General features: G+C 39.7%; 10 protein-coding genes. 8 read left to right on the plus strand and 2 right to left on the minus strand.

Features of this window, described 5'->3' with window-relative positions:
* The first annotated feature begins 64 nt into the window (after positions 1-64).
* The 5 genes from CXF64_RS03395 to CXF64_RS03415 all read left to right on the plus strand — a co-directional run bounded on the left by CXF64_RS03395 (position 65) and on the right by CXF64_RS03415 (position 6,024).
* Complete coding sequence (locus tag CXF64_RS03395) at positions 65-1,732, plus strand: reverse transcriptase domain-containing protein (RefSeq protein WP_101216276.1); 1,668 nt, start codon at positions 65-67, stop codon at positions 1,730-1,732.
* A 63-nt stretch (positions 1,733-1,795) separates the two neighbouring features.
* A complete protein-coding gene (locus CXF64_RS03400; protein ID WP_101216277.1) occupies positions 1,796-2,302 on the plus strand; it encodes a GNAT family N-acetyltransferase in 507 nt (168 codons plus the stop codon).
* A gap of 179 nt (positions 2,303-2,481) precedes the next feature.
* On the plus strand, positions 2,482-3,510 hold the full coding sequence (locus CXF64_RS03405; RefSeq protein ID WP_101216278.1) for an NADP-dependent oxidoreductase: 1,029 nt from the start codon (positions 2,482-2,484) through the stop codon (positions 3,508-3,510).
* Positions 3,511-3,560: 50 nt separating this feature from the next.
* A complete protein-coding gene (locus CXF64_RS03410; RefSeq protein WP_002962787.1) occupies positions 3,561-4,178 on the plus strand; it encodes a glutathione S-transferase family protein in 618 nt (205 codons plus the stop codon).
* 226 nt (positions 4,179-4,404) lie between these two features.
* The gene (locus CXF64_RS03415) at positions 4,405-6,024 is read left to right on the plus strand and encodes a methyl-accepting chemotaxis protein (protein ID WP_101216279.1); all 1,620 of its coding nucleotides are present in this window, start codon (positions 4,405-4,407) and stop codon (positions 6,022-6,024) included.
* Between the two features lie 72 nt (positions 6,025-6,096).
* Here CXF64_RS03415 and CXF64_RS03420 read toward each other — a convergent pair whose 3' ends face one another.
* Complete coding sequence (locus CXF64_RS03420; protein ID WP_002962790.1) at positions 6,097-6,405, minus strand: YkgJ family cysteine cluster protein; 309 nt, start codon at positions 6,403-6,405, stop codon at positions 6,097-6,099.
* A 45-nt stretch (positions 6,406-6,450) separates the two neighbouring features.
* Positions 6,451-8,379, minus strand: a complete 1,929-nt coding sequence (locus tag CXF64_RS03425; RefSeq protein ID WP_101216280.1) for a RecQ family ATP-dependent DNA helicase — start codon at positions 8,377-8,379, stop codon at positions 6,451-6,453.
* A 250-nt stretch (positions 8,380-8,629) separates the two neighbouring features.
* On the opposite strand from CXF64_RS03425, the gene CXF64_RS03430 reads away from it, so the two are divergent.
* The 3 genes from CXF64_RS03430 to CXF64_RS03440 all read left to right on the plus strand — a co-directional run bounded on the left by CXF64_RS03430 (position 8,630) and on the right by CXF64_RS03440 (position 13,779).
* Positions 8,630-9,934: an NAD(P)/FAD-dependent oxidoreductase gene (locus CXF64_RS03430; protein WP_007583476.1), complete on the plus strand. Its 1,305-nt coding sequence runs from the start codon at positions 8,630-8,632 to the stop codon at positions 9,932-9,934.
* A gap of 137 nt (positions 9,935-10,071) precedes the next feature.
* Positions 10,072-12,162, plus strand: a complete 2,091-nt coding sequence (locus CXF64_RS03435) for a cupric reductase (RefSeq protein ID WP_101216281.1) — start codon at positions 10,072-10,074, stop codon at positions 12,160-12,162.
* A gap of 117 nt (positions 12,163-12,279) precedes the next feature.
* On the plus strand, positions 12,280-13,779 hold the full coding sequence (locus tag CXF64_RS03440) for a phospholipase effector Tle1 domain-containing protein (RefSeq protein WP_039488781.1): 1,500 nt from the start codon (positions 12,280-12,282) through the stop codon (positions 13,777-13,779).
* Positions 13,780-14,324 lie beyond the last annotated feature (545 nt).

Genomic DNA, 14,324 nt, shown 5'->3' on the forward strand with positions numbered 1-14,324 from the left:
TCAATGTATAAGAGAAAACAAAGTCGCCTCGCTTTTTTATGGATGAATATTTTATGAGTTACCAATGCTGAATTTTTCTTCTTCACTAATAATCAAGACACCAACATGTTTGAAAGAATGTAAATGTGTTGAAGGTTTAGCTAAGTTTCTTGGGTTTACTTCTTACAGTCAATTAGATGAACTAGTATACCCATCAACTAATCATCTTTATTATAGCTTTAAAATTCCAAAAAAAAACGGTCATAAACGCATAATAAAAGCACCGAGAAAATCTTTAAAAAGTATTCAAAAATTAATCAACGTTGAATTAGGTAACTATTTTTCTCCTAGAAACTCTACTCACGGCTTCATTAAAAATCGCAGTATTGTAAGCAATGCAGCTAAACATGTAGATAAAAAATATGTATTGAATTTAGACCTTAAAAATTTTTTTGATTCAATCCATTTTGGACGAGTAAGAAATCTGTTTTGTTCTTACCCCTTAGTTTTATCGAAGCCTGTTGCGACAGTGTTATCTCATTTATGTTGTTATCAAGGAAAGTTACCCCAAGGCGCACCAACATCTCCTATTATTTCAAATATGATAGCCTATCGGTTAGATAAAGAAATTCAATATTTAGCATCAAATAATAGGTGTACATATACACGTTATGCGGATGACTTAACATTTTCATTTACCCAAAAAAGAAGAAAACTACCCAAACCCATAGTAAAGCTATCGAGTGATCTAGACATCACTATTGGCCATGACCTCAAGGAAATTATATCAAAAAATGGATTTACTATTAATGACTCTAAAACACGCATTTCTTCAAAATGCCAAAGGCAAGAAGTTACGGGGATCACAGTTAATGAAAGAATGAATGTTCCCAGAAGTTTTATTAAACAAACTCGATCAATGCTTTATGCTTGGAAAACTTTTGGGTTAGAGAATGCCGAATTCCACTATTTAGACAAATATCATAAGAAAACCTTATTTGAAAAGCACAAAAGAAAAATAGATAAAAAAGAGGGGGTATTTTTTCAGAAAATAGTCAAAGGGCGTATTAATTTTATAAAAATGGTACGCGGCTCAGAAGACATTATTTATAGAAAAATTGCTTATGACTATTCTGTATTAACTGGTAAACCTAATTCAGACTTAATTAAAACCCCCTTAGATAAAGTGTGTGATTCCATATTCATCATTGAAAATATGCTTGATGCTGCGCAAGGGACAGCTTTTTTATTAAAAGATATAGGGATGATAACAAACGAACATGTCGTGGAAGGTATTGATGAAGACAACCCTGAGCTTCTGGAGTTTTTTAGGCATTTTGAGCAAACAAATAAGAAAAATGTTACTTTTAAAAAATCTTGTAAATCTAGAGATTTGGCAATATTAAAACCAACAAAAGATTTTAATGGTATCAAAAGGCTCGACGTTGGTGATGATAGCTCACTAGATATTGGTTCAGAAGTTACAGTGTTAGGCTTTCCTCAATACTCACCAGATGAAACCCCCTATATAAATATTGGAAAAATTATACAGTCGAAAATATTATATGACCAAAAAATATGGCTTTTGGATATTCCTATAATTCATGGGAATAGTGGCGGACCAGTATTAGATAAAGATCAAAAAGTTATTGGCATAGCATCCAGAGGATCTGCAAAACACGACCAATCAACTAAGCTACATGGCTTTATACCCATATCAACTTTGTTGAAGTATTTTAAAGAAAAATCTTAATAATTACCTATAGAGCAATTTCAATACCTCTTTTATATAAAAATCATTTGTGGACGGAATCCAATGATCACCCTCAGAGAGTTTAAAGCCCAAGACGCGCCTTTTATTATTAGCACCTTAAATGATGAACAGGTAACGCGTTATTTATCGTCAAAAATTCCGTTTCCGTATACGCAAGCCGATGCTGATTGGTGGATAAACCAAGGCTCAAAAAACGGCGTAATTGATGCAACGGTTAAAGCCATTGAGGTAAATGGGCAATTTGCGGGTTGTATTGGTGTAACTCCCGGCGAATTTGAATACAGCCACAGTGGCGAAATTGGTTATTGGCTAAATAAAGCCTATTGGGGGCAAGGGATCATTACTCGCGCTATTGAACTTATATGCGAAGAAGCGTTTGCAAACTCACACTTAAACAGAATTTTTGGCGCTGTGTTTGCTGGTAATACCGGCTCTATGAAAGCACTTATTAAAAGTGGCTTTGAGCAAGAGGCTGTGCTTAAACAGGCCATTTATAAAAACGGGATGTTTTACAACAATCATATATTTAATAAGCTCAAAGCAGAGTAATTATTCTAATTAAATTTACGCAAAGGTTGAATTATCAACCACCCGCCCAAAACTCCTTTATTAAGGTACGCATTGTACATATCCATACTGCTTAGCCGCGCATTATTGTTTAGCTGAACACGATTTTTAAAGCGTAAACATTCGGTAAGTAGTTTATTTATATTAATAGGAGATCTTTTATGTCTACGACTAGTCGCCAACTTACTCTTGAATCACGCCCTAATGGCGCTCCAACAGATGAAAACTTTAAATTAAAAACGGTAGAGCTTCCTGCATTAAAAGACGGCGAAGTTTTACTACGCACTATTTACCTATCATTAGACCCGTACATGCGTGGTCGTATGAGCGATGCTAAGTCGTACGCTGATCCAGTTAATATTGGCGATGTAATGGTTGGCGCAACTGTGTGCCAAGTAGAAGAGTCTAAAAACGATAAGTTTAGGATCGGTGAATGGGTACTTGCCTACACAGGTTGGCAAGACTACGCCATTACCGACGGCGAAGGCTTAATGCAATTAGGTAAAGAGCCTGCAAACCCTTCATACGCATTAGGTATTATGGGTATGCCTGGCTTTACTGCTTACATGGGTTTACTTGATATTGGCCAGCCTAAAGAAGGCGAAACCGTAGTTGTTGCAGCAGCAACAGGCCCTGTAGGCGCAACGGTTGGTCAAATAGCTAAAATTAAAGGCTGTAAAGTAGTCGGTGTTGCTGGTGGTAGCGAAAAATGTGCACACGCCGTTGAAAAACTAGGGTTTGATGCCTGTATTGACCACAAAGCTGATGACTTTGCAGAGCAGTTAGAAAAAGCCTGTGATAAAGGCATTGATGTTTACTACGAAAATGTGGGCGGTAAAGTATTCGACGCCGTATTACCATTACTAAATACAGCAGCGCGCGTACCATTGTGTGGTTTAGTATCGCAATATAACGCTACTAGCTTGCCAGAAGGCCCAGACCGTTTAGGTATGCTAATGGGTCAATTGCTTACTAAGCGTATTAAAATGCAAGGCTTTATCATTTTTGATGATTACGGCGACCGTTACGACGAGTTTGCACAAGACATGCAAAAATGGCTACAAGACGGAAAAATTCAATACCGTGAGCACATGGTAGAAGGCATCGAAAATACAGTAGACGCGTTCAACGATATGATATGCGGTAAAAACTTTGGTAAAACTGTGGTTAAAATTAATAACCCACTTTAATTTTATACGGCTTGTAAGGCAAAGCCCTTACAAGCCACAAAAGGACTGACATGATTAAACTACACCATTTAAATAAATCCCGCTCTAAACGTATAATTTGGCTTTTAGAAGAGCTAGATGTTGACTACGAAATTGTGGCTTATCAGCGTAATAAAGACACATTCCTAGCACCTGACGAACTAAAGCATATTCATCAACTTGGCAAGTCACCGGTAATTGAAGATGGCGGTTTAATTATTGCTGAATCAGGCGCTATTACCGACTACCTTATTTCTAAATACGGCAACGGTAAATTTGCTCCAAAAGTAGATACCGCTGAATATGTTGACTACCAGCAGTGGCTGCACTTTGCAGAAAGCTCAGCAATTTTACCGCTTTTACTTAAAATGTTTGTACTAAAAGACGGCGCTAAAACGCAGTTTTTAGAAGGCTATGCCGACGCTGAAACAGCCAAAGTAATTAGCTACTTTAACGACCGCCTAGAAGGTAAACGTTATTTAGTGGGCGATACCCTAACGGGCGCTGACTTTATGATGTCGTTTATTGTTGAAATAGTTAAAAACTCAGGTCAATTAGCGCACTTTAAAAACCTCGTTAAATACGACGAGCAATTACAAAGCCATGAGAAGTTTCATACAGCTAATGAGCTAGAAGCAAAGTACGACTAACTACTTTTATATAATATTTTTATATAACATTAAGGGGCATTTAGCCCCTTTTTTAATGCCTGAAAAACACTCCTCATTAAAGTTACGCTTGTAAACTAAATTAACAAACAATCCCTTATTGCTAATAAAACTTTAATTAATAAGGCATAATGCTGCTATTGTTTTAGAATAATCACTAATAATACAAGCTGCTCTTGCGCGTATTGACTCACACTTGGGATCAACCATGACCATAAACATGCGTTTAACGACCGGCTTTGGCGTAATTTTATCAATGATGCTTATTTTAACCATTATTGGCATTTCGCGCGTTAGCCTCATTAATAATAACATTACCCACATGACCGACGTAAATTCGGTAAAGCAACGTTACGCAATTAACTTTAGAGGCAGCGTACACGACAGAGCAATAGCCGTGCGCGATGTAGTGCTAATTACCGATCAAAGCAGTTTAAGCACCGTGTTAAAGAACATAAAAGAGCTAAACGCATTTTACCAAACGTCAAGCCGCTCTATGGCCGAGCTAATGGGTGATATGAATAGTGAAGAGCGCGCTTTAATTAATAAAATAAATCAAATAGAGCAGCGCACTCAGCCTTTCATTCAAGGTGTTATAAACGCTAAAAATGCAGGAAACCTAAACGAAGCTGAGCGCATTTTATTAACCGATGCACGCCCTGCGTTTACCCAGTGGCTAAATGTTATAAACCAATTTATAAACCTACAAGAGCAAGCAAATCAAACCACCACTATTGATACTCTCGATATTGCCAGCTCGTTTAAAATTTGGATGATTTCGCTCACCGCACTTGCCTTTTTAATAGGTGCAAGCGTTGCGTATGTTATTAGCCAACTGATCAGAAATTCAGTAGGTGGCGAACCACAAGAAGCCGCTGAAGTAATTGCCCTTATTGCACAAGGCGACTTAAGAGGCGATGTACAGTCGTGTTGCCCAAATAGCATGATGGCTTCTGTAGGGGTTATGCAATCTAAATTAAAAACCATTGTAGATAGCATTATTAACTCATCTGAAGAGCTTTCTACGCACTCTGCAAGCGTAGCATCTGGCTCGCAGCAAGCACTTAGTGCCGCTGACGCACAAGTAACTTATACAAACTCGGCAGTAAGTAGCCTAGAAGAAATGAGCCGCAGTATTCATGCTGTAGCCGACTCAGTTAGGCAAACAGAAGATAACTCAAAAATAACCGCACAATTATCGCAGCAAGGTAGTATTGCTGTGCAAAAAGTAGCGGCCGAAATTGAGCAAATTTCTGTAACCGTAAAAGCCACTGTTACCCAAGTAAATGTTTTGCAAGAGCATGTAAAACACATTGGCGATATTTTAAGTGTGATCCGCAGCATTTCTGATCAAACAAACTTGCTTGCACTAAATGCGGCAATAGAAGCTGCAAGAGCAGGCGAAACCGGCCGAGGTTTTGCTGTTGTAGCTGACGAGGTAAGGCAACTTGCCCAGCGTACTGGTGATGCAACAGGCGACATTGAAAAAATGATTTTGCAAGTACAAGAAAACACGCAAGCGTCGGTAACAGCTATGGAAACTACAGTACCACAAGTAGAAAATGGCCTAACGCTTACCCATGAGGCAAACGAGTTACTGCATCAAATACAGCAACAAGCTAACGACTCATTAAGTAACGTGCTTGAAATTGTTGAATCAACATCAAACCAAGTAGCCACCGTGGCGCAAATTAGTACCGGCGTGGAAGAAATTGCCAGTATGTCTAAAGAAACCAGCATGTCGCTTAACAGTAACGCACAAGAAGCTGTTGCATTAGCTGACCTTTCAAACACGCTTAAAAAGTATATTAGCTACTTTAAAGTTTAATTTTTTATAGTAAGCAATAAACAAAGGGGCTTTTAAGCCCCTTTGTTGTTTATGTACTTTAATAATAGCGGACTATATACCCGCTAAATCGCGCTCGGTAATACACTCGTCTGAGGCCATTTCAAACTCGCGGCAAACTAATGGGCGGTTTTCGTAAATGGAGCACATAAGCGTGTTGCGGTCGAGTGCTTGGCACCAACCGTCGTCAGCGCGTTTCATTACTTCGCTGCCCCATTTATCGTATTCAATGTAGTTAAAAGGCACGCCGGTGTCGGTTACTATGCGCACTTCTAATTGGCAACAACAGGCTTGGCAGTTAGCACACGTAACGGGCTCTGGGGTAGTAGAAATATTTTCAACGGGGATAACAATATGAGGCATAGTGGCTTACTTTTTTGAATAAGCCACTAGGATACAGTAACTAATTTAACGCGCTAGTAGTTTTGCTTTAATATCGCTGTAACGCATTTGCTCACACAGTGCAAAACCACTCAGCTGGCGCACTTTATTACGCGCAAATAACGGCACACTCATCCCTGCTAAAAAGCGGCATTGGGTTTCAATACCCACATTATGATTACCTTTGCCTGCCATATGCGCTAAAAACTCATCTACCTTTTGATAAATAAGTTGCTCGTCAATATATGCAGGCTCTATAGAGTATTCAAGCTTAACCGCATGGCCTCTACACACACTACAATGCCCACACTGCTCAGGTGCATTTTGATCGTCAAAATAGCGTGCTAAGTTATAGCTTAAGCAACTTTGTAGCTCAAAAAAGCGCACAAGTGCAGCAATACGTTTAATTTCGGCTTGTTCTTTGTCGGTAAAGTAGTCGTGAAGTTGCTGGGCAAGTTCTGGGTTATTTATAACTTCGCTATGCACTTTGTATACTTGGGTAATACGTTTGGTTTCGAGCGTTATTAGGTTTTTTTCGGCTAGGTAATCAAGAGCAGCCACTACGCGTTTGCGATCAACCTGCGCGGCTTGCGTAAGGGAGTCAAAATTTAGCGTGCCCCATATTTTTTTAAAATCGGTATGGCTAAATATTTGCGTTAAAAACGCTTGGCGTTGCTCATCAAAATGACCAAGCAGCTCGTTTTTATCAACCAAAAATTTGTATTTAAAATCGGCGTAGTAAGCATATTGCGGCGTTATAGCGCCTTGCATTTCAAGCTGTACAAGTAAGGTTTTAAGTGCCAGTTGCCTAATATTACTCTCGCTCGATAAGCTGTATTCTTGCATTTCCCATTGCTGGTGGCTTTGGCGAATATCGTTAATTACGTATTCAATACCGCTAAGCTCAGGGGTGTCGCCATATACAAAGTTTTCTACCGTATTTAGGCCGTCTAGGTTAGCAAGCGTGTAACAGTTTGATGGATTGCCATCGCGCCCTGCTCGGCCAATTTCTTGGCTGTAGTTTTCAATCGATTTTGGTAAGTCGTAATGTATAACAAAGCGAATATCAGATTTATCAACGCCCATACCAAAGGCTATAGTTGCCACAACAACGTTAATTTTACCGCCCATAAAGTCATCTTGAATTTGCCAGCGTAGCGTATCTTCAAGCCCTGCATGATAAGCAACTGCATGCACACCTTGCGCACTTAGCGCATTAGCAACTTGCTCAGCGCTTTGCTGTAGCGTTACATACACAATACCTGGGCCACTTTGCGCACGCACTATGTTGGTAAGCTCTGTGTTTTTATCGGCGGTTTTAACGCTCAACACACTTAAATCTAAATTAGCGCGGTAAAAGCCCGTTTGCACAATGCACTCAGGCGCAATAGCAAAGCGCTCTGCCATATCGCGTTTTACTTTTTTAGTCGCCGTTGCAGTAAGTAACAACACTAAAGGAATATTAAGCTCTTCGCGGTAACGCGGCAATTTAAGGTAGTCGGGTCTAAAGTTATGACCCCATTCTGATATACAGTGCGCTTCGTCTACCACTAACATCGAAAGTGCCACTTGGCTTATAAACTCTCTAAAACGCTCGTTTTTAAAGCGCTCAACCGACACCATTAGTACTTTAATTTTACCATTTCGCACATCATTCATTACGGTGCTGCTTTGCATTTGATCTTGGCTCGAATCAAGGCTTGCCGCGTAAATACCTTTGCTATTTAAAAAGCTAATTTGATCTTTCATCAATGCAAGTAAAGGCGAAACCACTAAGGTTAAATTTGGTAAATGCAACGCAGTTAATTGATAGCACAACGATTTACCCGAGCCGGTCGGAAATATAGCCAACGACGATTGACCATTTAAAAGCTGCTCTATAGTTTGTTGTTGCCCTGTTCTAAATTGGCTAAAACCAAAGTGCTGCTCAAGTGATTGAATTAGTGGCGTGGTCATAAATGTCCTTTTGATGGCTAAACAATAGTCATGCTTATAAAAATTCAGTGTAGATGAAATATTTGCAACTCAGTATACAACAAATAACATTATTTATTGCTGACATCGGTTTTATTTAGGCGCAAACTAGGCACCCATAAAATGAGTAGTAACTACTTGTTGCCAAAATAATTTATTGATACCCAAGTCACCTTAAAAAACTAATAAAAAATGCAGATCACTTGGGTATATTATTTTTAAGGGCAACGTTATGAGTATTACAATACCTAAAATCGTCGTTATTGGCGGTGGTGCTGGCGGATTAGAACTTGCAACCCAACTGGGGCATAAGCTAGGGAAAAAAAAACAAGCAGATATACTGTTAATAGACAAAAACCGTACCCACATATGGAAGCCGTTACTGCACGAAGTAGCGACAGGCTCTATTGACCCTGATTTAGATGGCGTTGTGTATTCAGCACATGCCGCAAAGCATCATTATCGTTTTCAACTTGGTACTTTTTGCAATATAGACCAAAGCAATAAAACAATTACTCTCTCCCCACTTAACGATGAGTTAGGTCACACTATTTTACCTGGTCGTACAGTACGTTACGATCACCTTGTTATTGCCATTGGTAGCGTAAGTAACGACTTTAATACCCCTGGTATAAAAGAGCACTGCTACTTTTTAGATTCAAGCCAACAAGCAGAGCGCTTTCAGCACTCATTACTAGATAGCTTTACGCGCCTTCACCAAGACGACAACCAACAACAATCACTTAATATTGCCATTGTTGGCGGCGGTGCTACGGGTGTTGAACTCTCAGCTGAGCTTTACCATGTGTCTGAGCTATTAAAGCTTTATGGCTTAACAAATATGTCGTCTAAGCGTTTACACATTCATTTAATTGAAGCTGGCCCGCGTATTTTACCTGCATTACCTGAGCGTATTGCCGTAAGTGCCAAACGTGAGCTATTAAAGCTTGGCGTAAACGTGCGCGAACAAACGCAAGTGAAAGAAGGCACTGCGCAAGGCTTTATCACCAAAGATGAAGAACACATTGATGCCGATATAATGGTGTGGGCGGCAGGCGTAAAAGCACCTGATTTTATTAAAGATTTAGGTGTTTTTGAGCTTACTCGCAGCAACCAAATTCAAGTAAACGAGTTTTTACAAAGCACCGTTGACGAAAGCATTTTTGTATTAGGCGATTGCTGCGCATTTACCCAAGCCGACGGCAAACAAGTACCACCTCGCGCACAATCGGCGCACCAAATGGCGTTGTGCGTCGAAAAAAATCTCATAGCAACATTAAAGCAGCAACCACTACGCGGCTTTAAATACAGCGACCATGGCTCGTTGGTTAATTTATCAAGCTACAGTACTGTGGGTAACTTAATGGGTAACCTCACCAGCAATACCTTTTTTATTGAAGGTAAAATTGCTCGCTTTATGTATATATCTTTATACCGTATGCACCAACGCGCCATACATGGCAGCGCAAAAACCTTTGCATTATGGATAAGCGAAAAAGTGTTGCGTGTAGTGCGCCCTAAAATGAAGTTGCACTAATAAATTAAGTACGCTCACAAAACCACAAAAAAGCTTTAAGAGTTAATAAGTATTATCTCTTAAAGCTTTTTTGCACTTTGCGTACCTAAAGTAGTACGATGTGAGAATATTTTAATAACATCAAAGGATTGGCGGTTATGAAAAAGCTACTTCTCGGACTTATAATTATAGCGGCTTTGGCAGTATATCTATTTAAAACCCAGCCTAACACAGCCGATGTAGAGCAGCCCAACGTGGCTGCACCAAATGCCACTGAGCCTAACTTAGTTAATAAAAAGCAGCCTGCAGAAGGCACCCCGCTTCGAATAGTCACAGATCTAAAAAAAGATATTCGCCTTTGCAAAGATCAATCACAGCAACAACATATAAAAATAAATAATTTAAACCAATCGCTTGTTTCATTTTTTGTGAGTGAGCTTAAAAAAGGGACGTCGGTCCCTACGATTTTAAAGTATGCAAACCTATCAGAAATCAATAAGCGTCAATACATTGCCTTTTTAAGAGATGCCATAGTTACTGAGCAAAAACAGCAGCTTAATATTACTAGCTCTTTAAACGAATTAGCTAATTGGCAAGGCATTGAGGCAATTAAAGGCTTCACCAATGATAAAGTAAAAGAAATGATTCAACAGCTTGGAGATAATAAGCATAGCCCTCCAGGACTTACTCTGAGTGTACCCCTTGATGAAAATGTACAAAAAGAAACCCTTTATGCTTTATTAAACAACACAGATACATTTACCACTTATTCTAAAACGTTTATTAAACTTGAAGGCAGTGAGGTTATTTCCCCGGCTACATTGTTTGTGCTTAATGCAAATAAATTTACGCCAAAAGAGTTTGAGCAGGCAATTTCATCTAACCAATTCACAGTAAATGAAGTGGCTACTGCGATTAAAAACAACATTCCTAATGAGTATATTTTTGCGCTTATGAAGCAGGTGCCGGCACTGGATGCTATGCCGCTGTACGAAGAAAATTCTGTTTTATATAACATGGCTGATATTGCCGTAAGCCAGTTTAATTTACCGCTTGTAAAAGCACTGCAGCAACTAGGCGTAACACCAACCAATCAGCCAGGCTTATTTACGGGTTTAGACGTTGCAATAGTAAGCCTGCCTAAAAGCGGTAACTTAACGCTAGCCCCTTTAGATGCAAAGCATACTCAAATGTTAAACTACCTTACAGAGCAGGGCTATAAAGCTCATAGCCGCAATGCTAGTGACTACCTAAATAGCAAAGGCGTTTCTTTTGTAAGTGATTTTATTTACCAGCAAGGCGCCTATATTAATGGCCAGGAAAACCCTGAGCAATATGCTTACTTTAACCCTATTGGTAAAATAGATAACGCCACATTGCCCCAAGTGAGTGAGCCCGATAATTCTGATGTTGCACGTTTTTTAGTAGATTTGAAGCAACAAAAGAAAGATCTAGATAATAAAAGACAAAACTGTGAACTATTACAGCAGCAGTTAAGCGCTACTGAACAATTACACTCTACTATGCGAGCATATAATACGGTGCTAGAGGTAAAAAAAGAGCAAGGTAATAACTTCGAATATGTTTTACAAGAACAAGACCCCGTATTAGTTAATTACTGGTGGAGTATACTAAGTAATCAGCTTTCAAACGATAGAAGTCATAACGCGTTCAGCGAATATTTGTCTAAAAAAGATTACCAAAAAGCTTATGAGTACAGCCTTAGTACACCATTAACTCAAACAGAAACCGATACACTTTTTTCATTCCTACTATTAGAGCCTCATGACTTTATAGCGATCTGGCAAAGCCGAGTTGAACCTAAGCCACCGAGTGATTTAGCAAGATTAAGTCGTTTTCCTCTTAGTCAATGGCAAAAGCTTAAACAAGCTGGTTTTGATTTTTCGATTACCGATACGTATGGGCGCGACGTTTATGTACAAGCTGCATCGTCTTCTGTCGAGGTAGTACAATTTCTAATTAACAATAAAATACCCGCTGATTCAGAAAAATTAGGCGTAGATATACTCGACTTAGCGCTTGAGCAAAGCTATACCAAAGGGGAGTTAAGCCCAATGATTCCTTTAGCCTTACAGCTTGTTGAAAAAATTGAACCGAATCACCTTTCTCGCGCAGCACGATTAAAAACGTTTTATCCTGAGGTTTACGAGCAATTAATTAAGTTAAACCCCGCATTAAAACCCGCAGAGGGCACGCAGCTAAATCACTATACTTTTAATAACCTATAACCCGCACTTTTAATACGCCAACAAATTAGTTGGCGTATTTGTTACTAACCAAAATATTGTCTTTAATATTTAACATTGTCTGTGTAGAGTATTTAAAACAACTAAGGAAATTGGGTTATGACGGGTAAAACGCTAATTTTTAACTTTGACGGCACAGGAAACGAGCCCCGTGATGCAGAGCAATTTAGCTCAGAGCATTTTAAAGAAGACTCTAATATTACCAACATTCTAAAATTGCATTTACTGCTTGGCGGTAAATTAGAAGACTCCCCCATTACTCCTTTTGCTAACCAACTCAGCTTTTATTATCAAGGTATTGGCACTAAAGGCAGCCGCCTTAAACGCATTTTAAACCAAACCCTTGCACCTCGTGGTGACGACGTAGCCAGTATTTTAAATCAAGCATTAAGCGACTTTAAAGCTCACTACCTAATAGGCGATACCATACTGCTAACGGGTTTTAGCCGAGGCGGTGCACTTGCTAGGCGTTTTGCCAAAATTCTAGAGCCTTTAATTGCTGATAATGTTTACGTATGTGTGTTTGATACCGTCGCCTCTATTGGCTTATCAAAAGTAAGTAAAGCCACACGTGGCGCAGAGCACGTTATTTTTGAAAACCACACCATTGCCAACAACATTACTCACGCGCTGCACTGCGTAGCCCTTGATGAAAAACGCCGCGCCTTTGAACCCACACTCATGAACCATCAAAGCAATATTACCGAGCTATGGTTTGCAGGTGCGCATTCAGACATTGGCGGCGGTTACTACCGCGATGGCCTAGCCGATATTTGCTTGCGCTACGCACTTGAGTGGTTAATAGAACAACCGCTTAATATATCGTTACTCACTAGCCACGATATAGATTACGAAACCCTGCTCCCCGATAGCAACTTAGTAGCACAAGATGACGTAACCGTAACGCCCGATCCGCTCGCATTAAGTCATCAACAAAATTACTTTTGGTTTAACCCATTTTTTAAATTAGTAGATAGGCAGTGTTATGTATTAATTGATGACGAAGCCAGCAACCTTGAGCCTTTAGTGCACTTCAGCGTAGCCGAACGCATTAATAAGCTAACCAGTTACCGCCCAGAATCGCTTAAAAAACTGCATTACAAAATTAGCTATAACGACAACACCACACTTAGCTTTATTGGTTTAAGCCAACATATAGAACTGGCTAATCAAAACATGAATGTGCTGAGCATTAACCAAAGCCAAGATGTAATGGTATTTGCCTCAGAGCAATATAACGCAACCGGCCTTATGCTAGAGCAAGGCGCTACGTACCGCTTTACCCCATACCCAAATCAATACTGGTTTGACGATGGCATAAAGTGCACGCCATTAGGCTGGAACCGCGATAACGTACAACTTGGCGTAAAAGAAATCCCCATGGCTGTGCTTGAACCATTTAGACGATTTCCTCGTGCACAATGGTTTTCACTTATTGGTGCTATAAATAAAAACGACGACCACCTTTTTGAAATAGCCAACGGCGCCGATATTAAAATGGATAAATCTGGCGAGTTTTGCCCATTTGCAAACGACTTAAGCCGCTTTTACGGCGCTAATGCCGGAAAAATAAAAGTGAAAGTAACGCGGTTGGAATAAGAGGAAACCGAGGCTTTTAAATGGTAGGCTGGAATTTACATCGCGCTTTGGCTTTATAAAAACACCATGCGAGGTATAAAACCTCACCTACAACAATTCAAACACCACAATCAACAAAACCGTAGGTGCGATTTTACATCGCACTTAGCTCTTTAGTAACGGCTCATAACTCCCAATCAACGCTACAAAGCCCGCCTAAACTCCTGTAGGCGCAAAGCTTGCTCGCGCGAAAAGCGAAGCTTTTAAATTGTAGGTGCGATTTTACATCGCGCTTTGGCTTTATAAAAACACCCGCGAGGTATAAAACCTCACCTACAACAATTAAACCACTGCACTGAACAAACCCGTAGGTGCGATTTTACATCGCGCTTTGGCATTATAAAAAACACAATGCGAGGTATAAAACCTCACCTACAATAATTCAAACACCACAATCAACACTACAAAGCCCGCCTAAACACCTGTAGATACCATCTCTCATTTTAAGCTTCAAGGCCGTATTTAACTTTCTTGGAGCTTAAACGCTTCTTGGTTTTTTATTACGC

The sequence above is a fragment of the Pseudoalteromonas sp. GutCa3 genome, assembly GCF_002836155.1.
In the GTDB taxonomy this organism is placed as follows: Bacteria; Pseudomonadota; Gammaproteobacteria; order Enterobacterales; family Alteromonadaceae; genus Pseudoalteromonas; species Pseudoalteromonas arctica.

What these genes read in the sequence shown, in the direction of transcription:
- CXF64_RS03435 (WP_101216281.1), top strand. Translation starts at nt 10,072, where the DNA reads ATGAAAAAGCTACTTCTCGGACTTATAATTATAGCGGCTTTGGCAGTA.
- CXF64_RS03395 (WP_101216276.1), top strand. Translation starts at nt 65, where the DNA reads ATGCTGAATTTTTCTTCTTCACTAATAATCAAGACACCAACATGTTTG.
- CXF64_RS03420 (WP_002962790.1), bottom strand. Translation starts at nt 6,405, where the DNA reads ATGCCTCATATTGTTATCCCCGTTGAAAATATTTCTACTACCCCAGAG.
- CXF64_RS03400 (WP_101216277.1), top strand. Translation starts at nt 1,796, where the DNA reads ATGATCACCCTCAGAGAGTTTAAAGCCCAAGACGCGCCTTTTATTATT.
- CXF64_RS03425 (WP_101216280.1), bottom strand. Translation starts at nt 8,379, where the DNA reads ATGACCACGCCACTAATTCAATCACTTGAGCAGCACTTTGGTTTTAGC.
- CXF64_RS03415 (WP_101216279.1), top strand. Translation starts at nt 4,405, where the DNA reads ATGACCATAAACATGCGTTTAACGACCGGCTTTGGCGTAATTTTATCA.
- CXF64_RS03440 (WP_039488781.1), top strand. Translation starts at nt 12,280, where the DNA reads ATGACGGGTAAAACGCTAATTTTTAACTTTGACGGCACAGGAAACGAG.
- CXF64_RS03405 (WP_101216278.1), top strand. Translation starts at nt 2,482, where the DNA reads ATGTCTACGACTAGTCGCCAACTTACTCTTGAATCACGCCCTAATGGC.
- CXF64_RS03430 (WP_007583476.1), top strand. Translation starts at nt 8,630, where the DNA reads ATGAGTATTACAATACCTAAAATCGTCGTTATTGGCGGTGGTGCTGGC.
- CXF64_RS03410 (WP_002962787.1), top strand. Translation starts at nt 3,561, where the DNA reads ATGATTAAACTACACCATTTAAATAAATCCCGCTCTAAACGTATAATT.